This is a genomic window from Leeuwenhoekiella sp. H156 (assembly GCF_052218455.1).
GTDB classification, from domain to species: domain Bacteria; phylum Bacteroidota; class Bacteroidia; order Flavobacteriales; family Flavobacteriaceae; genus Leeuwenhoekiella; species Leeuwenhoekiella parthenopeia.
This window is the reverse complement of record NZ_CP197499.1, coordinates 3,699,256-3,723,282: the sequence shown is the minus strand read 5'-3', so window position 1 is coordinate 3,723,282 and position 24,027 is coordinate 3,699,256. Positions and strand designations below refer to the sequence as shown.

The 24,027-nt window shown below is 39.0% G+C and carries 21 protein-coding genes and 1 pseudogene; 18 read left to right on the top strand and 4 right to left on the bottom strand.

All coding sequences use genetic code 11. The annotated features are described in order from the left end of the window. Positions 1 to 15: 15 nt before the first annotated feature. The 3 genes from menD to ACSSS3_RS15735 all read right to left on the bottom strand — a co-directional run bounded on the left by menD (position 16) and on the right by ACSSS3_RS15735 (position 3,380). On the bottom strand, positions 16 to 1,734 hold the full coding sequence (gene menD / locus ACSSS3_RS15745; protein ID WP_442845427.1) for a 2-succinyl-5-enolpyruvyl-6-hydroxy-3-cyclohexene-1-carboxylic-acid synthase: 1,719 nt from the start codon (positions 1,732 to 1,734) through the stop codon (positions 16 to 18). Positions 1,735 to 1,837: 103 nt separating this feature from the next. Beyond that, positions 1,838 to 2,953: a chorismate-binding protein gene (locus ACSSS3_RS15740; RefSeq protein WP_442845426.1), complete on the bottom strand. Its 1,116-nt coding sequence runs from the start codon at positions 2,951 to 2,953 to the stop codon at positions 1,838 to 1,840. 1 nt (position 2,954) lies between these two features. After that, positions 2,955 to 3,380: a PaaI family thioesterase gene (locus ACSSS3_RS15735; RefSeq protein WP_228230384.1), complete on the bottom strand. Its 426-nt coding sequence runs from the start codon at positions 3,378 to 3,380 to the stop codon at positions 2,955 to 2,957. Between the two features lie 104 nt (positions 3,381 to 3,484). Between ACSSS3_RS15735 and ACSSS3_RS15730 the strand changes: the two genes are divergently transcribed. The 3 genes from ACSSS3_RS15730 to ACSSS3_RS15720 all read left to right on the top strand — a co-directional run bounded on the left by ACSSS3_RS15730 (position 3,485) and on the right by ACSSS3_RS15720 (position 6,165). Further along, entirely contained in the window at positions 3,485 to 4,153 is a 669-nt protein-coding gene (locus ACSSS3_RS15730) for an alpha/beta hydrolase (RefSeq protein ID WP_442845425.1), read from the top strand. A gap of 156 nt (positions 4,154 to 4,309) precedes the next feature. Then, on the top strand, positions 4,310 to 5,041 hold the full coding sequence (locus tag ACSSS3_RS15725; RefSeq protein WP_442845424.1) for a leucine-rich repeat domain-containing protein: 732 nt from the start codon (positions 4,310 to 4,312) through the stop codon (positions 5,039 to 5,041). A gap of 395 nt (positions 5,042 to 5,436) precedes the next feature. Further along, a complete protein-coding gene (locus ACSSS3_RS15720; RefSeq protein ID WP_228230381.1) occupies positions 5,437 to 6,165 on the top strand; it encodes a Two component regulator three Y domain protein in 729 nt (242 codons plus the stop codon). Positions 6,166 to 6,251: 86 nt separating this feature from the next. Here ACSSS3_RS15720 and ACSSS3_RS15715 read toward each other — a convergent pair whose 3' ends face one another. Further along, positions 6,252 to 7,259, bottom strand: a complete 1,008-nt coding sequence (locus ACSSS3_RS15715) for a hypothetical protein (protein WP_442845423.1) — start codon at positions 7,257 to 7,259, stop codon at positions 6,252 to 6,254. A 180-nt stretch (positions 7,260 to 7,439) separates the two neighbouring features. On the opposite strand from ACSSS3_RS15715, the gene ACSSS3_RS15710 reads away from it, so the two are divergent. From ACSSS3_RS15710 to ACSSS3_RS15640, 15 genes and pseudogenes are all read left to right on the top strand, one after another. Beyond that, positions 7,440 to 7,943 (top strand): OmpH family outer membrane protein, encoded by a 504-nt coding sequence (locus ACSSS3_RS15710; protein ID WP_442845422.1) that lies wholly within the window; start codon positions 7,440 to 7,442, stop codon positions 7,941 to 7,943. Positions 7,944 to 8,222: 279 nt separating this feature from the next. Then, a complete protein-coding gene (locus ACSSS3_RS15705) occupies positions 8,223 to 8,600 on the top strand; it encodes a hypothetical protein (RefSeq protein WP_228230378.1) in 378 nt (125 codons plus the stop codon). A 253-nt stretch (positions 8,601 to 8,853) separates the two neighbouring features. Next, the gene (locus ACSSS3_RS15700) at positions 8,854 to 9,318 is read left to right on the top strand and encodes a hypothetical protein (RefSeq protein ID WP_442845421.1); all 465 of its coding nucleotides are present in this window, start codon (positions 8,854 to 8,856) and stop codon (positions 9,316 to 9,318) included. Between the two features lie 73 nt (positions 9,319 to 9,391). Beyond that, positions 9,392 to 10,618: a hypothetical protein gene (locus ACSSS3_RS15695; protein ID WP_442845420.1), complete on the top strand. Its 1,227-nt coding sequence runs from the start codon at positions 9,392 to 9,394 to the stop codon at positions 10,616 to 10,618. A gap of 188 nt (positions 10,619 to 10,806) precedes the next feature. Further along, positions 10,807 to 11,364: a YeeE/YedE family protein gene (locus tag ACSSS3_RS15690; RefSeq protein WP_442845419.1), complete on the top strand. Its 558-nt coding sequence runs from the start codon at positions 10,807 to 10,809 to the stop codon at positions 11,362 to 11,364. Beyond that, a complete protein-coding gene (locus ACSSS3_RS15685) occupies positions 11,364 to 11,777 on the top strand; it encodes a DUF6691 family protein (protein WP_442845418.1) in 414 nt (137 codons plus the stop codon). The genes ACSSS3_RS15690 and ACSSS3_RS15685 overlap by 1 nt, the downstream gene beginning before the upstream one ends. 115 nt (positions 11,778 to 11,892) lie before the next feature. Then, entirely contained in the window at positions 11,893 to 12,501 is a 609-nt protein-coding gene (gene udk / locus ACSSS3_RS15680; protein WP_228230373.1) for a uridine kinase, read from the top strand. A 16-nt stretch (positions 12,502 to 12,517) separates the two neighbouring features. Beyond that, positions 12,518 to 12,853 carry an FtsB family cell division protein gene (locus ACSSS3_RS15675; protein ID WP_442845417.1) on the top strand — a complete coding sequence of 112 codons (336 nt, stop codon included), beginning with the start codon at positions 12,518 to 12,520 and terminating at the stop codon, positions 12,851 to 12,853. Further along, positions 12,846 to 14,294 (top strand): methylmalonyl-CoA mutase subunit beta, encoded by a 1,449-nt coding sequence (locus tag ACSSS3_RS15670; protein ID WP_442845416.1) that lies wholly within the window; start codon positions 12,846 to 12,848, stop codon positions 14,292 to 14,294. Before ACSSS3_RS15675 ends, ACSSS3_RS15670 begins: the two co-directional genes overlap by 8 nt. Beyond that, on the top strand, positions 14,287 to 14,922 hold the full coding sequence (locus tag ACSSS3_RS15665) for a hypothetical protein (protein ID WP_442845415.1): 636 nt from the start codon (positions 14,287 to 14,289) through the stop codon (positions 14,920 to 14,922). Before ACSSS3_RS15670 ends, ACSSS3_RS15665 begins: the two co-directional genes overlap by 8 nt. Positions 14,923 to 14,925: 3 nt before the next feature. Then, entirely contained in the window at positions 14,926 to 17,049 is a 2,124-nt protein-coding gene (gene scpA / locus ACSSS3_RS15660) for a methylmalonyl-CoA mutase (protein ID WP_442845414.1), read from the top strand. Positions 17,050 to 17,237: 188 nt separating this feature from the next. Then, entirely contained in the window at positions 17,238 to 19,163 is a 1,926-nt protein-coding gene (locus ACSSS3_RS15655) for a transglutaminase-like domain-containing protein (RefSeq protein ID WP_442845413.1), read from the top strand. A gap of 6 nt (positions 19,164 to 19,169) precedes the next feature. Continuing rightward, positions 19,170 to 21,362, top strand: a complete 2,193-nt coding sequence (locus tag ACSSS3_RS15650) for a hypothetical protein (protein WP_442845412.1) — start codon at positions 19,170 to 19,172, stop codon at positions 21,360 to 21,362. Between the two features lie 26 nt (positions 21,363 to 21,388). Continuing rightward, positions 21,389 to 21,568: pseudogene (locus tag ACSSS3_RS15645) on the top strand (hypothetical protein); the annotation flags it as partial. A 157-nt stretch (positions 21,569 to 21,725) separates the two neighbouring features. Continuing rightward, positions 21,726 to 23,966, top strand: a complete 2,241-nt coding sequence (locus ACSSS3_RS15640; RefSeq protein ID WP_442845411.1) for a TlpA family protein disulfide reductase — start codon at positions 21,726 to 21,728, stop codon at positions 23,964 to 23,966. Positions 23,967 to 24,027 lie beyond the last annotated feature (61 nt).

The window sequence follows — 24,027 nt, the reverse complement described above, 5'->3', positions numbered from 1 at the left end:
AACTTAATCCAAAACTTATCTGATGTAATCAAAATATCCTAAAAGCACTTCATCATTTACCGTACGCGGAGTTTTTATCTCCAGTAAAGCCGGTTTATTAGTCTCCCTGTAAAAATCCTCCTGAGCCTGAGCCAAAGAAACCTCAGAGTCTGCGTAGAAATATTCCAAACCAAACATAGCGCAAAGATGCGAAGCATTAAGGTCATGAGTAGTCTCAAAATAGGTCTCAAAGGCATTAGACGATTTGTCTCCCGGCAAAATCCTGAAAATTCCTCCCCCGCTGTTGTTGATGAGTATTATTTTAAAATCTCTGGGGATATATTGATTCCACAAGCCATTGCTATCGTAAAAGAAACTGAGATCGCCGGTAATAAGTGTTGCAGGTAATGAGCTTGCCACGGCGGCTCCTACCGCTGTAGAAGTACTGCCGTCAATACCACTGGTACCCCGGTTACAATAGACCTTGAGGCTTTTATCAATATCAAAAAGCTGAACATAACGCACTGTAGAACTATTTCCCAGCTGAAGCATACTTTTAGGACGCAAACGCGATAATATAAGATCAAAGGCTTTAAAGTCGCACCAGGGCATCTCGTTAATATACTTTTTATGCATCAGATCCCGACGCTCCCGTATGTTAAGCCAATAATGCTGGTATTCATTTTCTGTCTGGACCCGGGTATTTGCCAAAAACTGCTTCCAGAAATGATTTACCGGGACTTTAAAATGCTTATTCAAACAAAAATAGGTATCATAAGCTTTTTTAGGATCTACGTGCCAATGCTCTTTAGGCTGATAATTTCTAAGGAAAGCCTTTACTTTTTTGGAAATCACCATTCCTCCCAGGGTTACCAGAATATCGGGTTGTAAAGCCTTAAAACCGGTTGCATCCAGAGAACCAATAATGTTGTCTATACGGGTAAAGAAGTTGGGATGATCGAGATTTGAAGTGGTTTCGGTAAATACCAATACGCTGGGATCAGACCCTAGTTGGTCTAAAAAATGCTGCTCAATAGTATCGGGTTGCAAAACGCCAACCAAAACAATTTTTCGCTTTGCAGCATTCCATTTTTCGGCAAATGGAGTTAACTGCTCTGTAGTAAGCTCCTGGATCTTAACTTCCTTATCAACGATTATGGGATCTACCAGACGTTTGGTCGTGGTATTGTAAAGAGGCTCATAAAACGGAACATTAATATGCACAGGACCCTGATTCACAATAGCTTCATTAAGTGCCTTATTGATTTCCTGCTGGTTATGCTTGGTCGCCTCGCGCTGTTTCTGATTGAATTTACTGTCCTCAATGGTAAATTCGGCAACAAATTCAGAATACAAATTAGCTGAGTATAAAATGTGGTTTTCAAACACATTGCGCTGGCGTATGGTTTGCCCATCGCCAATATCAATACGTTCAATAGGCCGGTCTGCAGATATAACCACCAGCGGAATATCACTGTAAAAGGCTTCAGAAACCGCAGGATAGTAATTGAGTACCGCACTTCCTGAAGTACAAACCACAGCTACCGGTTTTTGTAACTGCTGAGCCAGACCCAAAGCAAAAAAGCCTGCAGCCCGCTCATCTACGATACTATAGGTTTTAATGTCGGGATGCTGCGTGAAACCAATGGTTAAGGGCGCGTTACGTGAACCCGGTGAGATCACAACATGGTCTACGCCTTTTTCAAGGCATAACAAAACTACAGACTGGGCGATAGGTATACTTGAGTAATTCATATAAACAGATTAATCTGCCGGTAAAATTTAAGGCAACAGGAATTTTCTGATCGTTCTTAAAAAATCAGAAAACCAGTAACAAATTTACAACAAAGCAAAAGCTCTAGAGAATACTGGCAATGGTTTGTGCTTTATTTACCGTTTCCTGCCATTCATCCCAGGCTATAGAATCTTTGGTGATCCCTCCACCCACATAAATTAGGCTATCTGGAGCCTGATATTGCATACAGCGTAAATTCACAAAAAGTCGGGTTTCGGGAGTAAGTGCTTTATAAGCCAGGTTTTCTACATTACGGCGGTTACGAGGCTTCGATTTGTCTTTCAGGATATTTAACTCCCCTAAAAAACCCGTATAAAATAAACGGTTGTAACCTTCATAGTGCTCTATAAAAGTTTGCGCTTCAGCACGGGGCAATCCGCACACTGCAGGGGTGGGATGCAGCGCATTTATGAGTTTTGATAAATCGAAATCAGCACGATTAAAGCTTCCGGATATGCAGGTTCTTAAATGCAGAAGATTACCGGCTCTATAGGTTTCCCGCTCCCGGATTTCTATATTCTTAAGATCAAATGTGTTCAGTCTTGAAACCAAATCCTGAGTTACCAGCTCCTGCTCTTCCTGCTCCTTAAAACCCCAGTTTACATCAAGATCGCCCTCGTACTTCTGGGTACCGGCAAGCGCCATGGTTTCAAAATGATAGCCGCTAAGAAATACTAAAGTTTCGGGCGTAGCCCCAAGCCATGTACCTACCTGGGGATGACTCCATAAATACACAAAGGCATTGGGATATTTTTGAAGCAATCTTTTAAACAAAGTTACCGGAGATGTATCTGCAACAGTTGCCTTCTGCCTGCGTGACAACACTACTTTTTGCAGACCGGTTTCACGTATTTTTTTCACCGCTTCTTCCACAATACCTATATGCTGCTCCTGTTCTTTAAGCGAAAAGTTTAATGGTAATGGTATTTCCGGCAGGCTTTCTTCAAAATCTTCTAAAGCAATTGTAGCAGGATTCCCTGCAATCAATACCGCCTTGTCATTTGAATTAAAGGGAGCAAAGACAAAACCTCTTTCGGTGAAATCTTCTGTATAATGCACCTGATCATCTTCCTGAGACAGGTAATTGATACTTGAATCTGAAGGTTTGCGATATGCCACAAACGGCTTTTGCTCAAGAACGTTTTCCTGCAATTGACTGAAGAGCACTGTGATGTTCATATCAGGATTTGGGTAAAGCAATTGTGGTAAGTTTTACCAGAGAAATCAATTGATCTTCTTCATTGGTAATGCGTATTTGCCAGAGTTGTGTCGTACGGCCCTTATGCAGTATTGAAGCTTTAGCATAAACAAAACCTGTTTTGATACTTTTTACGTGATTAGCCGAAATCTCAAGACCTCTTATCATAAAGTTTTCGGCGTCGAGAAACATAAAACTGGCAGCACTGCCTACACTTTCTGCCAAAGCTACCGAAGCACCACCGTGCAACACCCCATCAGGCTGATGCACACGCGCATTTACGGGCATTCGGGCAACTAAAAAATCTTCAGCTGCATCTACGAAAGTAATTTCAAGGGTTTCCATAAGAGTATTTCGGCAAATGGCATTGGCCTTCTCTAAAAGCAATTCTTTGGTATCCTTATTCATAAAGCAGATAAATAATTTAAAGCTATGGGGTTATACACAAGCGGCGCTCAAAAATCAATTTTTAGTAACTTGCGCAGGCAGGTAAAGATACTTAATCATACAGGATGAGCGAAGAAAAAACCGTTAGCTACAGGACGACCAACAGTTATGAGACATGCAACACGTTTACAACAGATACACAGAATATCTGGTTGGTTTTTCACGGTCTGGGACATTTAAGCCGCTACTTTATTAAGCATTTTAAAATGCTTAATCCTGCCGAAAACTATATCATTGCACCACAGGCAACCTCCCTATATTACCAGGATAAACGCTATAAATATGTGGGCGCCTGCTGGCTTACCCGAGAAAATCCGGAGCAGGGTATAGACAACAACCACGCCTATCTTAACGCTTTGTACGAAGAAGAGTTAAAGCCTAAACTTAAGGCTAACAGGCGTCTGATTATTATGGGTTTTTCTCAGGGTGTTTCTGTAGCCATGCGCTGGCTGCATTCCAGAAATCTGAATTGTGACCAAATCATTTTACATTCGGGCAGCATTCCCAGATCCTTTTATTTAAATGCATTTAAAGAATTAGTTACTTCTACTCCCGTATTGGTATATGGAGCAAAAGATCCGCTCATTACCGAAGATCGATTGAAATCGGAAATGGAGTATGCACGGGAAATTTTTGGCCGAGAACCCAGGGTGATTCGTTATGACGGCGGTCATGAGGTTGACGAAAACAGTCTTAAGAGACTGGCTGAAGAAACAGGCAGGGCTGAAAAATAATTCGGTTTCCTTTTTTAATTGGTACTAACTCAGAGATACCCTAATAGTTAGAATTCAGGGATTTAGTTAAATGTTTGTGCGTTTCGTCGATTTTATTTGCAGATAAAAGATATATCCACGTATCTTAGAGGAACATAACAAACCCACCCAACTTGAATGAACCGATACCTACTTATGCTTACGGCATTTTTTATGTCTGTAAAGCTGGTTGCTCAAATTCCCAAATCTGAGCACGCAGCACTTCTAGATCTTTACCATGCAACTGACGGCCCTAACTGGTTTATAACCTGGGATACTTCCTTACCTCCTGCTCAATGGCACGGAGTTAGTATTGTAAATAATCACGTTACCGGACTCAATCTTAGCCGCAATAACCTCACAGGCAGCTTACCGGAAAGCATGGGTAACCTGTCAAACCTGTTTTTTCTTGAATTGTATTTTAACAAGCTTGAAGGCGCATTGCCTCAATCATTGTATCGACTTCAAAATTTGAGACGTCTTGTTTTAAATGCAAATCATTTTGACGGAAAAATTCCGTCATATATATATGATCTGACAAATCTTGAAGTTTTATTACTGGCCAGTAACCATTTTACGGGTACGGTAAGCAACAACATACTTAAGTTAAGAAAGCTCAGAGTGTTCAATGTATTTGATAATTGCCTTAGCGGAAGTTTTCCTGCTGCCCTGCTTCGTTTAAAAGAACTTCAGGAACTGAATATAGCAGCCAATAACTTTACCGGAAGCTTACCCGGTGATCTGGCTGAAGCATCATACTTAAAATCACTTATTCTTTTTGATAATAATTTTCAAAATCAAAGCGAATTTCAAAAACTCCTTAATGAGCGTCCGCAAAAATCTCACGCGATTATAATGGCCTCGTACTAGATTAGTTTTTTTGTTTCATGTTAGTTTTTAGTTGGTTGAAGAGTCCGGGGTGGTTGCCGGACTCTTTTTTTTTTGCGAATAACAATCCACAAGAGGTACGTTTATAGATTAGCTTAATTTAAATTGTAAGAATATTCTTATTTTAAGTAGAAAATTTAAATATTTTGTAAGTTTTTTCCTAAATAAAAAGCGCGTTAATCTATTTATAGTTGTCGTACGTCGGCTATTAGAAAAGCTGAACTTCTAAAAAAACCTAAAAAATAATATCTTTATACTTGTACTAATTAACTAAATTGAAAAAATCGTTCTCAGATTGTGTATTTCAACGAATATATTTGCATTTAAAGGTTAAACGGTATTATATTTACGCCATAGAACAATTAAACAAGTCCAATATGAAATCAATTATTACTTTTATCGCAGTTGCTTTTCTAAGTTTAAACGCTGTTGCTGAGGTTAATAGCTCTCAAAAGCAAGCTTTGATTGATTTATACAATGCTACAAATGGCGCCGAGTGGAATAAAACCTGGGATTTGAATGCAGATGTTTCTACCTGGTATGGTGTGCGTGTTGTAAATAACACTGTTGTAGGACTTAACCTTAGTATGAACAATCTTAACGGAAAACTACCTGAGTCTCTTGGTAATCTGGAGTCTCTTGTAACACTTGAAATGTTCTTCAATAAATTACAGGGTACTATTCCTTCTTCAATAGGCAATCTTAAAAACCTTAAAGTTTTAGTTTTAAATGGCAATCATTTAGAAGGTGAGTTACCAGAGTCTATTTACCAATTGAATAAATTAGAGCAGTTAATGCTTACCAGTAATAATCTGAGCGGTGCTTTAAGTGATAAACTTTCAAACCTTGCCAGCCTTCAGGTTTTAAATCTTTTTGATAATAACATTGGTGGTCAGCTTCCTGTAGAAGTTTTAAAACTTCAAAATCTTAAAGAGTTGAATTTATCTAATAACGAAATGTACGGGGCTATCCCACAAGGTCTTGATGCTATGGCCAATTTAGCTACCATTGCATTAGCTGACAATAATTTTGAAAAAGATACTGACGGTTACGCTTTTAACAACAGCACTTTTGAAACCAAAGCTTCTATAGCTTCAAACGAATAAAACGATACCCCAAATCATAATTATTTAGTTTTAAGTTGGTCAAGTAAGCCTGTCACGCAAGTGCGGGCTTTCTTATTTTAGGCATTTTACTTTTCTTCAACCTGTAATTTTGTTGGTTTGATAACAAAAGGTGTAAACCAATCCCAGGTGAGACCTACAGAAAATCGCGGATAACTGTCTACAAAACGGTAGTTATAATCATCATAACCAAATGCAAAGCGTGCCATCAAACCAAAATCAGAATCCCAGGGATATAATGATACGCTGGTTTCTGAACGAAAAGGATCTGCAGAAGGATGTACATCAGGATGCCAGTAAAGTCTTTGGGTTACACTATACCTCCATTGATTAAAATGTGCGGTGTATTCATAACCTGCTTCAATCTGATGCCTGCCATAAATAGCAATGTCTTCAGGATTGTATCCTCCGAAATTAAAAGCTCCTAAGAATCTATTGTGATAGAGCTGATAGGTAAGCGTAAACGAACTTGACTTTTGCATATAGTTACGTGCGTCAAAAGTATTGATGCGGTAATTAACCGACAGGCGGGTAAGATTGGTTGAAAAATTACCGGACTCCCGATTCAGCAGGGCCGACAGATCAGTATCATTGGTAATATCGTCATACAATGCGCTGCTTTCCGGACTATTATCTGCAAACTGCGTACTGAAGGCCGATTTACTCTGTCCATTAGAATAATGACCTGATTCTATTGCAGCCGTAAGAAAATTGTCATTTTCGGTCTTTATGATCGATTGCCAGCCGATGAAAAACTTATAAGAGGGTGTCTTAACCGGTTTTGAATTTTCATCATAAATACGCAAATGCGGCTGTATGCTCAGGTAAACCGCATCACCATTAGTAATGGTATCCCTGTTAAGCGCACTACGAATGTCATTATAAATACTGTAATACACGACAGGCTTGGCTTCCAGCAAAATACGTTCATACGCATTGTTACCACTTCCTCCGGCGAGAAAGGGTCTTTCGGCTATAGGAAAGTAATCCTTAAAACCTTTAGATTCCAGCTTCTGTGCTGTTATCGAGCTTACCATTAGAGTAAAAAGGCCTAAGAGATGTAATCTTAATTTCATAATGTCCGGGTTTAGATTGTAAAATTGCGAAATGCATATGCGAAGTCGTTCTTTTTAAGAAAACTTTGTTAAATGGTACAGTTTATGAAACCTTATAGATTTAAAACAGTCTATTAAAGAGATCAAACTAATAGCTGTATTTTTACGGGTATTAGTTTGATCTCTGATTAAAACCTCAATATGAAACAATTTATTATTGCCCTTTTTGTTGGGCTTTTGAGTCAGTTCTCTGTAAACGCGCAAGGTACCGTTGCCCATATCGATATGGAACAATTATATACCCTAATGCCCGAAAACGATCAGGCAGAACTCGAGCTTAGCCGTCTGCGACAGGCGTATCAACAAAATTTTGAAACCTCTTATCGCGAATATCAGGCTCGATTTGTAAAGTATGAGGATGAAGCCCCTACCCTGTCTCCTGAAGAAGACGCTAAACGTAAAAGCGAATTGGAACTGATGGAACGCAATTTGGCACAATCACAACAGAATATTGAAAAGCAAATCGCCGAAAAGAAAGAGCTCCTCTACGGTCCTATTCGCATTAAGGCCCGCGAACTGGTTACTAAAATCGCAGAAGATCTCGGCTTTCTTTATGTTCTCGATTCATCAAAAGACAACGCTTTGGTGATGGCTAAAGGCAAAGATTTGATGCCTGATGTGAGACGATCTCTTGGTAATCGATAAAAAATCAAGCGTATTAACTAAATAACCGGTATTTAAACCCCGATGCAAGTAGCTTCGGGGTTTATTTTTAACAGCGTATTCCGTTAAAATTAAATGACTGATTTATGAAACAACTGCTGCTTCAGGCACTATGAATTAAGTTTATTTAAATTGTTTTTTCTGGAATTCGTAAACGCTGCAACTTTTTGTGGGTGTTCTCCTTTGGTAAACCAAAAAAAGGATTCACGCAACCTTTTCAAGGTTTTAGTATCTTGTTATTCAATAAATAACACTATAATCGTGAAAAAATTACTTCTCCTTTTTATGGCTCCCCTTCTTATGGCAACCCAATGCGATGATGAAGATCCCTTGTTTAGAACCGAATATTTCATTCAAAACAGCTCATCAGTAGAATTGGTATACACTTCTGAAACTGCCGGTGAAGTGGTAATCCCTGTAGGTCAAAGCCAATTTATTGCTGTGAATACCAATTCTGACACCTTTGTTGCTCCCGGTTCTGTTGTTGATGAGATTCAATTATACGTTGAAGATAGTGCCGGCGAACTGGTTTTAGTCTATCAACAGCAACCCATAGAAAATGAGGTTTGGACATTTGAAGAACTGGAGACTTACGATGCGCAGTACACGCTGGTCATAACCGATATAGAACTTAATTAGAGACACAACCTCTAAATTCCTTTTCATTTTAGTGCATTACCTGCCAGTAGCATCTATCTAAGAAAGAATTCTGGCTTCTTCAAGTTCTCGTTTCAATTTATTGGGATTGTCTTAAACGAGTCTGCTATTTTAGTGAAAACATTTTAGAACAGGTGGTTAAGTAAAAATGATTTTCATTTTTATGGATTTCCGTAATAAACTTTCCATTCTTAGATTTATTTTTAACAAACCGCTAACACAAAAGTGTTTCATTATGAAAAAACTGCTCATCATTGCATTTATTTTTTGCTATTCTTTAAAAGGCTTTACTCAAGACTACAACGATTTAGGAAACTTTAAATTTGAAACTCTAGAATCCTACAAGACTGCTGAACCGAAGGTTTTAGAAGCCGCAAACTTTTTATTCGAAAACCCCTCAAATATAGCTGAACTTAAAAGAGTCAATGCCATAAGATACATTATAAACTGGATGCAGGGTACCCCAGATTACACATTTGAAATCAGCAGTGAAGCAACAGATTTAGCAAAAGGAAATTCTGATTTATTAAGCCTTTATATGGCTGCTATGACCAAGGTAGTTCTTGATAATCCTGAAAAAGTCTTAACTAATAAGGAAATTTATGACCATTCAGAAGAATTGCTCATTTCCTATTGCGCAAAGCCTGAGAATAGTATTAAGCCTTCTCGGAAAATTAAAAAATTAATGAAATCCCAATAGCATTAATTAAAACAGGATTAAAGTCTGAAATAATGACGCCATTTTTAAATCTATTCTCTATATCAAAGCCATTATGAATAACCAGATATATAAGCTTTTAATACTACTTTTAACATTTTCTTTTGCGGTACATGCCCAGATAACCTTCGAACCGGGTTATTATATTACAGATCAGGGGCAAAAAGTAAATGGTCTCATTCAAAACGAAGATTGGGGAAATAATCCGTCTGCCTTCGAATTCAAAACAGATGCTTCTTCAAAAGCCCAAACAAAGGACATTAATACAGTAAAGGAATTTGGTGTTGACAATGTATCAAAATATATACGTGCTACCGTTGACATCGATAGGTCTGCCAATGATATTGCTAATATGAGCATGGACAGAAATCCGGCATTTCAGAAAGAAACACTCTTTCTGGACGTATTGGTCGAGGGAAGCGCCACTCTCTATAAATATAAAGATGGTCAATTAACGCGCTATTTTTTTAAGGTTAAGGATTCTGAAATATCACAACTGATTTATAAAACTTATCTTTTTGAAAGCCGAAAAACCCTGGAAAACAAAACTTTTCAGCAACAATTATTTAATGAAGTTAATTGCAAGGGAAAAACCATAAAGCAATTCATAAATCTTGATTACACGAATAGCGACTTAACAGACTACTTTCTTGAACAAAACATATGTTCGAACGTGCCATTTGTAAATTATGAAATCAAAGGAACAAAGTCAGATTTTAACCTTTCTGTACGAGCTGGTATTAACTTCACCGACCTGGTAGTTTTAAATCCGGTATCTAGTAGTCGAAATATTGAATTTGGAACTAGTACAAACGCTCGTTTCGGGCTTGAAGCTGAGTGGTTATTACCATTCAATAAAAACAAATGGGGTATTACATTAGAACCCTATTACGAATCCTATAAAGGAGATTATTTTAGAGAAGGAAATTCAGGGCCTTCAAGTGACTTTTTCAGCACTATTGATTATCAATCCTTGAGTGTACCAATTGGTATTAGATATTACTCATTTTTAAATTCAAATTTTGCAGCTTTTTATAACATCGGTTGGCAATATCATTTTGATTCAAATGATGAAATCATTAACTCACGAGGTAATACCACACAAGGCACACTTGAAATAAGGGCAAGTCAAAGTTTCTTTCTTGGTGCCGGTCTTAAATACCGGGGACGCTATTCATTAGAATTCAGATATAACACTACTCGTGATCTAACAACCAAACTTATGAGTATCTCTAGCGACTATAAAGTAATGAGTCTTATGTTAGGTTATAAACTCTTCTAGTTTAGAAGTTTAAACTGATTATAAAAACAATTCATACCAAAAGGCTTTGATAATCAATTCCTTTTAAGGCGGATGCAGGTATTTTTCGCTAAGTGTAACACGTGTTACGTAACCTTCATGCAAGTTTTTGGTTCTTTGCCAGACTAAGAAGAAGCATTGAAAAAGAAACCCCTTAAAACCCCCTGTACATGAATTGGATTTATGATCCCTGGCCCTGGTATGTGTCAGGCCCCCTGATTGCGCTTACCATGTTTATTTTACTTTTTGCCGGAAGGCAGTTTGGCATGTCGTCTAACCTTCGAAACCTCTGTGCGGCTTCGGGTGGCGGTAAAGCTGCAGATTTTTTCAAATTTGAATGGAAAAAAGAACGCTGGAATCTACTGGTTATGGTAGGTGCTGCTTTGGGAGGTTTTATTGCCTCGCAATACCTCTCAAACAACACAGTTGAAATCAATCCTGATGTCGCTCAAAAACTGGAGACTTACGGTATTTTTTCGGCTAATGAAGCCTATATGCCCACCGAGATATTTAGCCTGGAAGCACTGAGCAATCCGGCTAATATCCTTATCCTTATCGTGGGTGGCTTTCTGGTAGGTTTTGGCGCACGTTATGCGGGCGGTTGTACTTCAGGGCACGCGATTTCAGGCCTGAGCAATTTACAGCTCCCCTCTCTCATCGCCGTTATTGGTTTTTTTGCCGGTGGCCTGGTGATGATTCATTTAATTTATCCCTTAATATTCTTATAATGAAAACTGTATTTTATTTAGTTGTAGGAACTTTTTTCGGAATCCTAATGTATAAGTCTGAAGCCGCCTCGTGGTTTCGCATTTACGAAATGTTTGAATTTGGCTCCTTTCATATGTATGGGATCATTGGCTCCGCTTTGATTTTAGGTATTTTGGGTATACAACTCATCAAACGTTTTGATATAAAAACACTAAAAGGTCAGGACATGCATTTGAAGCCTAAAAATAAAAGCTTCTACCGGTATGCTATTGGCGGAACTCTTTTTGGTTTGGGCTGGGCATTGGCAGGTGCCTGTCCCGGACCTATGTATGTACTTGCAGGTGCAGGCTACGTTTCCATCCTGATTGTAATATTTGGTGCCTTACTGGGTACCTTTATTTACGGTTTGTTACGAAATAAGCTTCCGCATTGATAATTAAGATTGGTCCCTAGCCTTTCTGATTTTGTATTAATGTTGATAAAGCCTCCTTAACGGGGGCTTTTTTAATGCACGAAGTTTCCTATTTTTACCCCCTAAAGTCACAAAAATGCTCATTATTGGTATCGCCGGGGGGACCGGCAGCGGTAAAACAACGGTAGTCAATCAAATTGTACAGGAACTTCCCGAAGGTGAGGTAACCGTTATCTCGCAGGATTCGTATTACCGGGACACGTCGCATTTAAGCTATGACGAGCGCGTAAAAATCAATTTTGATCATCCTAAAAGCATCGATTTTGAATTGCTTTGTGAGCATCTCGAACAATTGCGCAGGGGTGAAACCATAGAACAACCTGTTTATTCGTTTGTAAAGCACAACCGCACCAGCGATAAGGTAATCACGCATCCGCGAAAAGTCGTAATTGTAGAGGGTATTTTAATTTTGACCCATCCTGAAATACGGGATCTTTTTGATGTAAAAATTTACGTTCACGCAGATTCAGATGAGCGCCTTATACGTCGCCTGAAGCGGGATATTGCAGAACGCGGTCGGGATTTAGAAGAAGTGCTTACGCGCTACCAGACCACTTTAAAACCCATGCACCAGCAGTTTATAGAGCCTACCAAAGAGTATGCAGATATTATCATACCTTATAACCGTTACAATACCGTGGCAATAGATATCGTTCGCAGTATTATCAACGAGCGTCTGGTCTAAACTAAATACGAACACCGTGTCAATCCTTAAAAAACTTCGTCAAAAAAAATGGTTTCGTATTTTAGGGAATAAATACGTGCTGTTTCTAGTGATTTTTACCGTTTGGATGGTCTTTTTTGACACCAATTCCTGGTTTATTCACGAAGAACTGGACGATGAGATCGACAAGCTTGAGGGAAACCGGGCTTATTTTAAAGAGCAAATTCAGCAGGATCGCAATCAAATCAATAAGCTTAAAGACAGTCAGGAACTGGAGCGATTTGCCCGCGAAGAATACCATATGAAAAAAGAAGGCGAAGAAATTTTCATCATCGAGTATGAAGACAGCCTTAAACTCAAAGAAGATGAATAACCAACCGGACGAAAATTCGAGTAAAAAACCCAAATCTGCCATTGACGCGGTTTTTGAAGCCAGTCAGGAGGCGCAAGACAAGCTAACCGGACTGTTTGCCGAATTTGATCCCGTAAGCGAAAAAGGGTTTAAGCAACAGATTCAATACGATCTTAAAGGCGCTGATTATAACGACGCTTTGGTTTGGAAAAGCCCGGAAGGCATTCACGTAAAGCCTTTTTACCATCGGGAAAGTACTACGGTCACCTCTATTCCCGGACAGCCGCAATCCTGGCAGATCGCTGAAGAAATTTATGTTCTTGATGAAAAGCAAACCGCCAAAACTGCTCACGAAGTGCTTCAGAAGGGTGCCGAAAGTTTAGTTCTAAAAGCTGATAAACCTTTTGACAGTAAAAAGTTACTAAATGCGCTTCCGGCGGAATCCTTCAGCCTGTATTTTAACCTGAGTTTTTTCGACCCTGAATTTATGCTTTCGCTTTGCGAAAATTTAAAGTCAAAACCCTTTAAATCTTTCCTCAACATAGATCCGGTGGGCAATCTGGCCTTTACCGGAAACTGGTTTTCAGATCAAAAAACCGATTTTAAAGGCCTGGAACGGCTTTTTTTAAATACTGCGCACGATAACGTTATAGGTATTGATGCGACGGGATATCACAATTCGGGAGCTACGGCTGTTCAGCAATTGGCCTATACTCTTGCTCACGCCAATGAATACCTCAATCATTTTGGCGACCAACTCAAAAATCAAACACTCACGTTTAAAGTAGCCGTTGGCTCTAATTATTTCTTCGAAATTGCAAAAATCCGTGCCCTGCGCCTGCTTTATGCAAGCCTGGCATCAGAATACAAGCTACCGGAAACATGTCACATTCTTGCAACTCCTGCCCTGCGCAACAAAACGCTTTATGATTACAATACCAATTTACTACGCACCACGACTGAAGTCATGAGTGCGGTTTTGGGCGGCGCAAACGCAATTTGTAACCTGGCTTATGATGCCATTTACCACAAGACCAACGAATTTGGCCAACGAATAGCCCGCAATCAATTGCTTATTTTAAAACACGAAAGCTATTTTGATCAGGTAACAAATCCTGCAGAAGGCGCTTATTATATTGAGGCATTGACCACACAGCTGTCGGAGCAGGCGTTGGCCCTGTTTAAAGAACTCGAAGCGGGCGGCGGACTCGTGACTCAACTCATTGAAGGTAAAATTCAAAATAAAATTAAGGAAACTGCGAAAAAGGAACAGGCGCTTTTTGATGCGGGCGAAAAAATTCTGGTAGGGACAAACAAATACCAAAATGCAGAAGATCGTATGAAAAACGAACTGGAGCTGTATCCTTTTCTTAAGGTCAAATCCAGAAAGACGCTCATACAACCCATTATCGTGAGACGTCTTTCGGAAGCCCTGGAGCAAAAACGCCTGAACTATGAGTAGACTGCTATTTTTTGTATTGATTGTACTTCTTGTTTCGTGCAAAGAAGTTGTTCAAACCGCAACCAGCTTATCAAAAGCACCTGAACAACCCGAGCTTGTAGCTGATCAGGGTAACTATTTTAGCCTCGATAAAGATGCGGTATCGATCTACCTGCCCAATACTTTTGAAAAATATTCGATCAGTCAGTATGAGTACGAGGCAAAACAGCTTAACGATAGTATTACTGATCCATTCGTAGCCTTATTTACCAATTTAAGAGATAATTTAAAGGGTAATTTCTACCTGCTCTACGATAAGGAAAATTACTCGTTTTGCGCAGTAAATAGTATTCCCTACTTCGATTTTAAAAGGCAGGATGCCAAGTATATGCTTGCGATGATTAGGAAAAATCAACAGGATGCTTCAGGCCCTGATCTGTTCTTCGAAAAGCAAACTGCAAAATACAGTGCCACAGATGATGTAAAGATCTTTAAGGCTGTTTTTAAACTTTCCAATTTTGAGGAGACCCTAATGAATTACAGGCATATTTACCTGATAAGTACCCGGAATAAACAAACGTTTCAGTTCATTTTCAACACCCCTTTTGAAGCTGATTTTGATCCGTTTATTCGCCGAATGAAAATTTAAACTATGCGCAAAAACCTGCAACATCTTAAAATTAAAGCGTTTCAAGCGGATAGCATTTCGAGCGATTCTCAGCTTACCGCCGAAGAAATCACGGTTAAAAAACAGTACACCGCTCGGGATCTGGAGAACCTGCAACATCTGGATTTCGCAGCCGGGATTCCGCCCTATTTGCGCGGTCCGTATAGCACGATGTATGTGAGTCGACCCTGGACGATACGTCAGTATGCCGGTTTTTCTACCGCCGAAGAAAGCAATGCGTTTTACCGCCGCAATTTAAAAGCCGGGCAAAAAGGACTTTCAGTTGCTTTTGACCTCGCCACCCATCGTGGTTATGACAGCGACCACGAACGCGTGGAAGGTGATGTGGGTAAAGCCGGCGTTGCCATTGATAGCGTTGAGGATATGAAAATCCTTTTTGACCAGATTCCGTTAGATGAGATGAGCGTCTCGATGACCATGAACGGCGCAGTGCTTCCCATTATGGCGTTTTATATTGTTGCTGCTGAAGAACAAGGCGTAAAACCCGAACAATTACAGGGAACCATACAAAATGATATTTTAAAGGAGTTTATGGTGCGCAACACCTACATCTACCCTCCTGCCCCGTCGATGCGCATCATTTCAGACATTTTTGAATTTACGGCCAAAGAGATGCCGAAATTCAATTCGATCTCCATTTCGGGTTATCATATGCAGGAAGCCGGTGCAACCTGTGATATCGAACTCGCTTATACGCTGGCAGACGGACTCGAATACCTACGCACCGGTATTGCCGCCGGAATGAGTGTAGACGACTTTGCGCCACGGCTGTCGTTCTTTTGGGCGATTGGGATGAACCATTTTATGGAAATTGCCAAAATGCGTGCGGCGCGTATGCTCTGGTCGAAAATTGTGCAGCAATTCAATCCTAAAAATAAAAAGTCGCTTTCCCTGCGCACCCATTGCCAGACCAGTGGCTGGAGCCTTACCGAGCAGGATCCGTTTAACAACGTGGCGCGCACGACCATAGAAGCGGCTGCGGCAGCTTTTGGCGGAACACAAAGCCTGCACACCAATGCGCTCGATGAGGCGATCGCCCTGCCTACCGACTTTTCGGCACGTATTGCCCGCAATACACAAATCTATTTACAAAAAGAAACCGAAATCACCCGAACGGTAGATCCCTGGGCGGGAAGCTATTATGTAGAAAACCTGACGCACGAAATCGCCGAAAAAGCCTGGGCTCACATTCAGGAGATTGAAGCGCTTGGCGGGATGACCAAAGCCATTGAAAAGGGAATTCCCAAACTGCGTATTGAGGAAGCGGCTGCGCGTAAACAAGCCCGTATAGACAGCGGTCAGGATATCATTGTGGGCGTCAACAAATACCGCCTGGACAGCGAGGATGATATCGTTACCCTTGAGGTTGACAACGATGCCGTGCGCAAATCTCAAATAGAACGCCTCAAAACCCTAAAAGCAACCCGGGATTCTAAAGCCGTTGAAAAAGCCCTGGCTGATTTAACAACCTGTGCCGAGACCGGCGAGGGGAATTTGCTAACTTTAGCAGTAGCGGCAGCCCGTAAACGTGCTTCTTTAGGTGAAATTTCGTCTGCACTGGAGGAGGTTTACGGCAGGCATAAAGCACAAACCAAATCTTTTAGCGGCGTGTACAGTAAAGAAATTAAAAAAGATCCCGCTTTCGCAAAAGCCCGGGAACTGGCAGATCGTTTTGCGAAACTCGAGGGGCGTCGACCCCGTATTATGATCGCCAAAATGGGCCAGGATGGCCACGACCGCGGAGCCAAAGTAGTCGCAACCGGCTATGCTGATGTAGGCTTTGACGTTGATATTGGTCCACTGTTTCAAACTCCAAAAGAAGTCGCCCGTCAGGCGGTTGAAAATGACGTGCACATCCTGGGCGTTTCTTCCCTGGCGGCAGGTCACAAGACCTTAGTGCCACAGGTGATTGAAGAACTGAAAAAACTCGATCGCGAAGATATTATGGTAATCGTGGGTGGCGTGATTCCGCGAAAGGATTATCAGTTTCTGTTTGACGCAGGTGCCGTGGCGGTTTTTGGACCCGGTTCAAAAATCAGTGAGGCCGCGATTTCGATTTTAGAGATTTTGTTGAAGACTTTTGAGTAACCAATTATAGGATTGCAATACAGGTTTTAACCAGAATTGAAATAAGATTCAACATTTTGAAATCCAAAGCAGATTGCAACTAAGCTTTTAGTAGTTTCATTCTAAATAGCTAAACAAACACTCTTTTTTTTACTTAAAAATTTATTAAAATAATTTGATGGTATATATTAGTAGCTTTTAAAGCTGCTATGTTTAAACCAGTTACTTGCTTATTCCTTTCCGTATTCAGCTCTCTTTATTCGTATTCTCAAATTGATATCGAGCCCACAACCGAAGATGTAATTTTCGCCAAATCCCTAAAAGAACAATATCCCGAAGCTTCCGTTGTGTTAGAACAAAGTGAAGATTTTTTCGCTTTTGGCGTAAATAGGAATACTCATAAAGTAGAGGTTATTCAGGAAATTCAGGAATCTTTAATAAATATTGATCCACGTTCAGATATTCAAAAATATAGCTTTTATGACTCCCAGTCTTCCGTTGATCGGTTTGATATTAAGGATTTGAAAGGTAGACGGATCGACACTCCTGTAAAAGAGGAAGCTTATAAAAGTAATGAACTGTTTTACAATGATGCCAGGGTAAAATATGCCAATATTAACTTTCCCGTTATCGGCTCAAGGGCAACCAGTTACATCAAAAAAGAATACAAGGATATTAAGTACCTGACTAAGGTATTTTTTAATGATGATCATCCCATTTTAAAAAAGGTAATAAGGTTTGAGGTGCCTTCCTGGTTAGAATTAGAGTTGAGAGAGATGAATTTTGATAATCTTTCCATTACCAAAGAAGTTGTTCAGGGAGAAAAAAATAAAACTACTACCTATATTTATACCTTAGAAAACGTACCCGCTTTTTACAGGGAATCAGGTACACCGGGGCCGACGCATATTTACCCGCATATATTAGTACTTGCTAAATCTTTTCAGGATGAAGATAATCAAAAGCAAGTATTGTTTGAATCTACAAAAGACCTGTACGCGTGGTACAAAATTCTTGTCGAAGATCTTAAGAACGACAACACCTCTTTAAAGGAAAAAGTTGCCGAATTAACTCAGGCTGCTGCAACTGATGAAGAAAAAATAAAAAACATCTATTATTGGGTACAGGACAACATTCGCTACATAGCTTTTGAAGATGGCATCGCAGGTTTTAAACCCGATGAGGCTTCAAATGTTTTTGAAAAAAGATATGGCGATTGTAAGGGAATGGCAAATTTGATTAAGCAAATGTTAATTGAAGCGGGCTATGATGCCCGACTTACCTGGATAGGGACAAATAGGATTGCTTACGATTATTCTATCCCAAGTTTAGGCGTAGATAATCATATGATTTGTACACTGTTTAAAGATGGTGAAATGATCTTTTTAGACGGTACAGAAAAATTCAACCCCCTGGGAGAATACGCGTTTAGAATTCAGGGTAAGCAAGCATTGATTGAAAATGACGAAGACTTCATTCTTAAGGAAGTGCCTGCAATCAATTCAACATTTAATAAAGAAATTCAAAATTATACGTTTACAATCGTAGGTGATAAACTAATTGGAGACGCCACCAAAGTCTTTAACGGTGAAAGTAGAACCAGTTTACTTAATTTTTTTGATTCCTTTAAAAAGGATAATAAAGATGAGTTTCTAGGTTATTACTTAATGAATGGAGACAATAATATTGTTGTGGACGATATCGTAACAAATGACCTCTCTGACCGTGAAACAACCTTAAATATCGCCTACAAGATCAATGTCAAAAATGCGGTCTCCTCCTTTGATAATTCGGTATATATTGATTTGGACATTAATAAAGAGTTGAAAGACTTTTTGCTGGAAGAAAGAAAAACAGATTATCTCTTTGACTACAAAAAGAATTTAGAATCTACGACAATCCTCGAAATCCCGTCTGAATATCTAGTTGAACATATTCCTCAGGATTTAAGTGTTTCATCACAAAACTTTGATGTGCAGGTTTCTTTTGAAAAACTTGAAAATAGCATCGTGTATAAAAAATCCTTTAATATCAAGAATGCCAAAATTGAAACCTCAGATTTTGAGCAGTGGAATGAATTCATTTCAAATTTAAGGGCTATCTACAATGAACAAATCGTACTCACTCACAAGTAACATTTAATGAAAATTAACTTTTTTTGCCTCGCTTTACTCCTGCTTTTTTATTCCGGTTTTGCTCAATCTAAAGATGAACTTAGAGTGAGAGACTTTTTTTGGGGAGCAAATGATATACATAGCAATACACTTGAAATTCCCGAAAAATGGAAAAATGAGTCTGCCGTGGTTTTATTCAAGAACGAGAATTACGATTTCAATAAATCTGGCATGAATATCAACTATACTACTTCAACCAGAAAACGTATAAAACTACTTGATAAGAACGCAGTACTCAGGTTCTCTGAATTTACATTTGACGATCTGTTTACAAGCCCTACAAAGGCCTACATCTACTTTGTTCCGGTCACTATAAAAGCGAAGCGTAAAAAAGGTTATTACGTAGGAATTAAAGTTATAAAACAGGATGGAACCGAGATTGTGATTGATTTCGAAAACGAATCAGTTCAGCAGGACGAGGAAACAAAAATTGCCATCTCAAATCTTGAAGTAGGAGATATCATCGATTATTATATTTATAAAGAAGAACCCTTCAGGTCTAAAATAGCTTACGGCTTTGACCCGGTTGAGAGTATACTCTCTGATGAATACCCAATAGTAGATTATAAACTGTTTTTTGAAACTGAAAATGACTTTTTTATCAATTTCAACTCATTTAATGGAGCACCAAAACTTAAAGAGATAAAAACCGAAAAAAACAATACCAGACGCTATTCTCTGGAAGCTTCAGATATTGAAAAATACGATTCTAAAAACTGGTTTTATCCACTCGTAGAATTACCAACGTATAAATTTCAGGTTTTCTTTGCCAGATCAGGTAGATATGAAGAGACTGCAATGGCTTTTTTACCGGAAAAAGAAAATATTATCAAAAACAACGTAAGTCAGGATGAAGTTTTAAAACTTTATGATGAGCGCTTTAAACCCAGTTATAAAATCAAAAGTGTCGATAGATTTTTAGAAGATAAAAACATTACAAATGATACGGAGAAAGTAACAGCAGCGTACTATTATTTAAGACATTACTATCTTACCAGGTATGTAGAAGCCTATTATATAAGGGAGGCCGGTATAATGAATTATCCATTTGGCTATTATAACTTTTCGCCTTTAGATCTGGATGATCAAAAGGAGTTTATAATACGCTTTGGGAAATTCCTTAAAGATGAAAAAATCCCATACGAAATTGTAGTTGCGAAAAAGCGCTTTGATGGTAGTATAGACGATTTGCTAATTGAACAAAATGTAAATGTAGTTTTGAAAATCAATCTGCCCAATCCCCTTTTTCTGGAATATTTTGGCCCCTATACATCGGTTAACGAAATTTCTCCTTTTTTAGAGGGAACTGATATCTACACCCTATCTGCATCTAAAAATAACTTAGACCGTATTGAAAAAAGTAAATTACCTACGAGCAGCTATCTTGATAATGAATCACGTAAAGAGATTACATTTTCGTTAGATAACAACCTTTCGGAAGCTACAGTAAACATAAAATCCAGACATAAAGGTCATCAGAAAAATGATCAGTTTTACGGGAAATTAATCTATACCGATTATGTTTATGAAGACTACGAAAAGTACCAAACAGAATCGTTTATAGAGCTTTTAAGCAAAAAAACAAGGGCAGAGTATGAGCCAAAAATCGAAGCACTCAAAACTCAGCTTGAAGAAAAACGCTTAGAAGGATTACAAAAGTTAACCGAGAGCGAGTTTGGTATAGATAAAATAGAAGACTACGTCTTTGAAATACAGGAAACTGGCCGATATGGTTTTGACTCCTACTTCTCGTATGAAGAGTCTTTTAAGGTAAAAGATGCTTTTGTTAAAAAAGCAGGTCCTAACCATATTGTAGAACTCGGAAAGCTGATAACCGATCAGATAGATCTCACGGAAAAAGACCGTGAACGCACAGAAAATATTTATATGACCTATCCCAGAAGTTATTTCTACAAAATAACTTTTAAAATTCCAGCCGGGTATGAAGTTGCAGGTCTTGAAAAATTCAATATAAACGTAGATAATACAACCGGCTCATTTGTAAGTGAGGCAGTATTGAAAGGCGACGAAATAGAACTTTCCGTTAATAAAAACTACAAACACAATTACGAGCCCAATTCTAATTGGCCTTTAATGGTAGAATTTTTAGATGCTGCTAATCAATTTACTAACGAAAAAATGCTTTTAAAAAAGCTCTAGCCCGCTAAACGCTTCGCAGAAAACATTACATCCTGGGTGTTTCCTCTCTCGCGGCAGGTCATAAAACCTTAGTCCCGCAGGTGATTGAAGAACTTAAAAAACTCGATCGCGAAGATATTATGGTAATCGTGGGTGGCGTGATTCCGCGTAAGGATTATCAGTTTCTGTTTGACGCAGGTGCCTTGGCGGTTTTTGGTCCGGGCTAAAAGATTAGTGAGGCGGCCATTTCGATTTTGGAGATTTTGCTGAAGACTTTTGAGTAAGGTTTACCGTTAAATGTTGTAGATACACGTATTTTGTTATGAATTGTTATTCTACTTAAAATGAATTGACTAAATTTCTATTTTAACAAATTCGTCAATCATGAAAATCAACAATTACAACTTAGTATTCTTACTCTTTTTTAGTGTCGCAAGTCTCTGCCATGGACAGGTAAGTTCTAAAGCAATTGATAATCCTTCTTATGAAGTTACAACGAGCGGAATCACGCATGTAAGCCGAATAGAAAGGACTCCTGAAGAAACCCGAGTCACCATTCATTCTAAATTTATTCCCGGTTGGTGGGTCAACTTTACCAAAGACACGTATCTGAGGGATGTAGCTACCGATAAAAAGTACAGGATCAAAGAAGTGATAGGTGCTCAATTTGATGAAAAACTCTGGACACCAGAGTCTGGCGAACAATTCACCGAACTCATTTTTGAACCGCTTCCACTTTCCACTCAAAAAATCGATTATGTGGATGCTTCCAAGACTATTTTTGGAATTTCTCTTATACAAACAGATTCCCAAACTCGTAAAGAAGTACCATCAGAGGTGATGACCTGGCTGAAGCAAGAGGTAGCAAAATCTGACCCGGCATTAGAAAGTTTTGATTCTGATAGCTTTTTCAGTCGAAAAATGGGGCGTGTTGTAGGTTATATCAAAGGTTATGATCCCAGACTGGGTTTTGAAACCGGTATGATTTACATCGGTAACGAGCTTACCCGGGAAGAATATCCCACTGTAATAGAAATCGCTCCTGATGGACGATTTGAAGCCGAAATACCTTTGGTACATCCCACAGAGACCTTTTTTGTAATTTATAAGAAAAACTTTACCATTTATCTGGAACCCGGTACTACCCTGGGGCTTATAATAGATTGGGAAGAGTTTTTACTCGCAGATCGTTATCGTGACCGTCGTTACGAATTGGAAAACATAGAATTCTATGGTCCGCTAGCTCAGATAAATAAAGAATTACGAACCTTTAAGCCGGAGCGGTTTGATTACGGTAAAGATTTTCCAAACCTGGTTAAGACCTTGCCTCCACTTGATTTTAAAGCTGAGGTATTAAAGCAATACCATACCAACGAAGAAAAATTAGCTGCGTATTTATCTGAAAATTCAATCACACAAAAAGCGCAAGATCTTTCCAGGATTAATATTAAGTTGATTTCGAGTAGTGATTTGTTTGACTACGTATCGAACCGGACGTATTATAAAACACAGGATACTACAAATGTTGTACTTAAAATGGAAGTACCCGATTCCTACTACCAAGACATACAGGATTTATTGCCGGTTAATGAACCTGGCGCTTTAGCAACGAATCAGTATAAAGTTCTAATAAACCGTCTGGAATATGCAGATCCTCTTCAGGAAGTGGATCGCAATTCTCAAAGGGCCAAATATCGTCAATCTGAAAAAACCTTGCAGGAGTACTTTGACGAAGAAGGAATCGTTTTGGAAGATAAATTCAAAGAATACCTTAAACCAAAATCCGAAGATGAAATTTCAAAACTAGACTCATTGGAGCTTAGGAAACTATCGAAAGAGTTTAATGAAAAATACTTTGTGGAGTTACAGAATTTTAGTAAAAAATACACAGAGCCCCTCCCAAAAGATAAAGCCCCAATTGAACTGGAAAAATGGAAGCAAAAAGACAGCTTGCTTGTGAATTTTTTTGGTGTTGAAAAGGGTCTGGCAAGTGATATTATTAAAGTAAGGAGTTTAAAATTTTGGTTCGATTTCTGGGGAAAAGAAACTTCAGATCTGGTCTGGACGAACCTTAAAAAAGACATAGATAACCCATTTTTAAAAGCTGAAGGACAGCGTATGTATGACCAGATCTATCCTCAAGTGTCCGATAACGAAGAGCTGGTTGATGGAGATCTACCTGCATCCGAAGTCTTTAAAGAAAATACCCTAGTACTTCCCGAAGGTAAGGGTACCACGGCCTTTCGTAAGATTACAGACTCATTTAAAGGGAAAATCCTGTTTGTTGATTTTTGGGCTACTTCTTGTGGTCCCTGCGTGGCAACCATTAAACATATGAAAGAAACCCGTAAAAAGTATAAAGACAATCCTGATTTTGAATTTGTCTTTATCACCGATGAATCCCAGTCCCCCCAGAAAACCTATGATAAATTTATCGCTGAACAGGAGCTGGAACATGTATATCGGGTAGATCAGAGCACCTATCACCGTTTCAGGGATTTATTCAGTTTTAATGGAATTCCTCAATACATTGTTTTAGACAAAGCCGGTAATGTGGTTGATGCTGATTTTAAGATGTATGCGTTTGATTTTGAGTTACCAAAAATTCTAAAAAAGTATAAGTAGTTAAGAAAAAATAGGATTTGGTGATTGAATCGTTTGCTGAAAAATGTACATTTAAAAAAAG

Excerpts from the sequence above, each read along its gene's own strand:
- menD (WP_442845427.1), bottom strand. The coding sequence starts at position 1,734 with ATGAATTACTCAAGTATACCTATCGCCCAGTCTGTAGTTTTGTTATGC.
- ACSSS3_RS15740 (WP_442845426.1), bottom strand. The coding sequence starts at position 2,953 with ATGAACATCACAGTGCTCTTCAGTCAATTGCAGGAAAACGTTCTTGAG.
- ACSSS3_RS15735 (WP_228230384.1), bottom strand. The coding sequence starts at position 3,380 with ATGAATAAGGATACCAAAGAATTGCTTTTAGAGAAGGCCAATGCCATT.
- ACSSS3_RS15730 (WP_442845425.1), top strand. The coding sequence starts at position 3,485 with ATGAGCGAAGAAAAAACCGTTAGCTACAGGACGACCAACAGTTATGAG.
- ACSSS3_RS15725 (WP_442845424.1), top strand. The coding sequence starts at position 4,310 with ATGAACCGATACCTACTTATGCTTACGGCATTTTTTATGTCTGTAAAG.
- ACSSS3_RS15720 (WP_228230381.1), top strand. The coding sequence starts at position 5,437 with ATGAAATCAATTATTACTTTTATCGCAGTTGCTTTTCTAAGTTTAAAC.
- ACSSS3_RS15715 (WP_442845423.1), bottom strand. The coding sequence starts at position 7,259 with ATGAAATTAAGATTACATCTCTTAGGCCTTTTTACTCTAATGGTAAGC.
- ACSSS3_RS15710 (WP_442845422.1), top strand. The coding sequence starts at position 7,440 with ATGAAACAATTTATTATTGCCCTTTTTGTTGGGCTTTTGAGTCAGTTC.
- ACSSS3_RS15700 (WP_442845421.1), top strand. The coding sequence starts at position 8,854 with ATGAAAAAACTGCTCATCATTGCATTTATTTTTTGCTATTCTTTAAAA.
- ACSSS3_RS15695 (WP_442845420.1), top strand. The coding sequence starts at position 9,392 with ATGAATAACCAGATATATAAGCTTTTAATACTACTTTTAACATTTTCT.
- ACSSS3_RS15690 (WP_442845419.1), top strand. The coding sequence starts at position 10,807 with ATGAATTGGATTTATGATCCCTGGCCCTGGTATGTGTCAGGCCCCCTG.
- ACSSS3_RS15685 (WP_442845418.1), top strand. The coding sequence starts at position 11,364 with ATGAAAACTGTATTTTATTTAGTTGTAGGAACTTTTTTCGGAATCCTA.
- udk (WP_228230373.1), top strand. The coding sequence starts at position 11,893 with ATGCTCATTATTGGTATCGCCGGGGGGACCGGCAGCGGTAAAACAACG.
- ACSSS3_RS15670 (WP_442845416.1), top strand. The coding sequence starts at position 12,846 with ATGAATAACCAACCGGACGAAAATTCGAGTAAAAAACCCAAATCTGCC.
- ACSSS3_RS15665 (WP_442845415.1), top strand. The coding sequence starts at position 14,287 with ATGAGTAGACTGCTATTTTTTGTATTGATTGTACTTCTTGTTTCGTGC.
- scpA (WP_442845414.1), top strand. The coding sequence starts at position 14,926 with ATGCGCAAAAACCTGCAACATCTTAAAATTAAAGCGTTTCAAGCGGAT.
- ACSSS3_RS15655 (WP_442845413.1), top strand. The coding sequence starts at position 17,238 with ATGTTTAAACCAGTTACTTGCTTATTCCTTTCCGTATTCAGCTCTCTT.
- ACSSS3_RS15650 (WP_442845412.1), top strand. The coding sequence starts at position 19,170 with ATGAAAATTAACTTTTTTTGCCTCGCTTTACTCCTGCTTTTTTATTCC.
- ACSSS3_RS15640 (WP_442845411.1), top strand. The coding sequence starts at position 21,726 with ATGAAAATCAACAATTACAACTTAGTATTCTTACTCTTTTTTAGTGTC.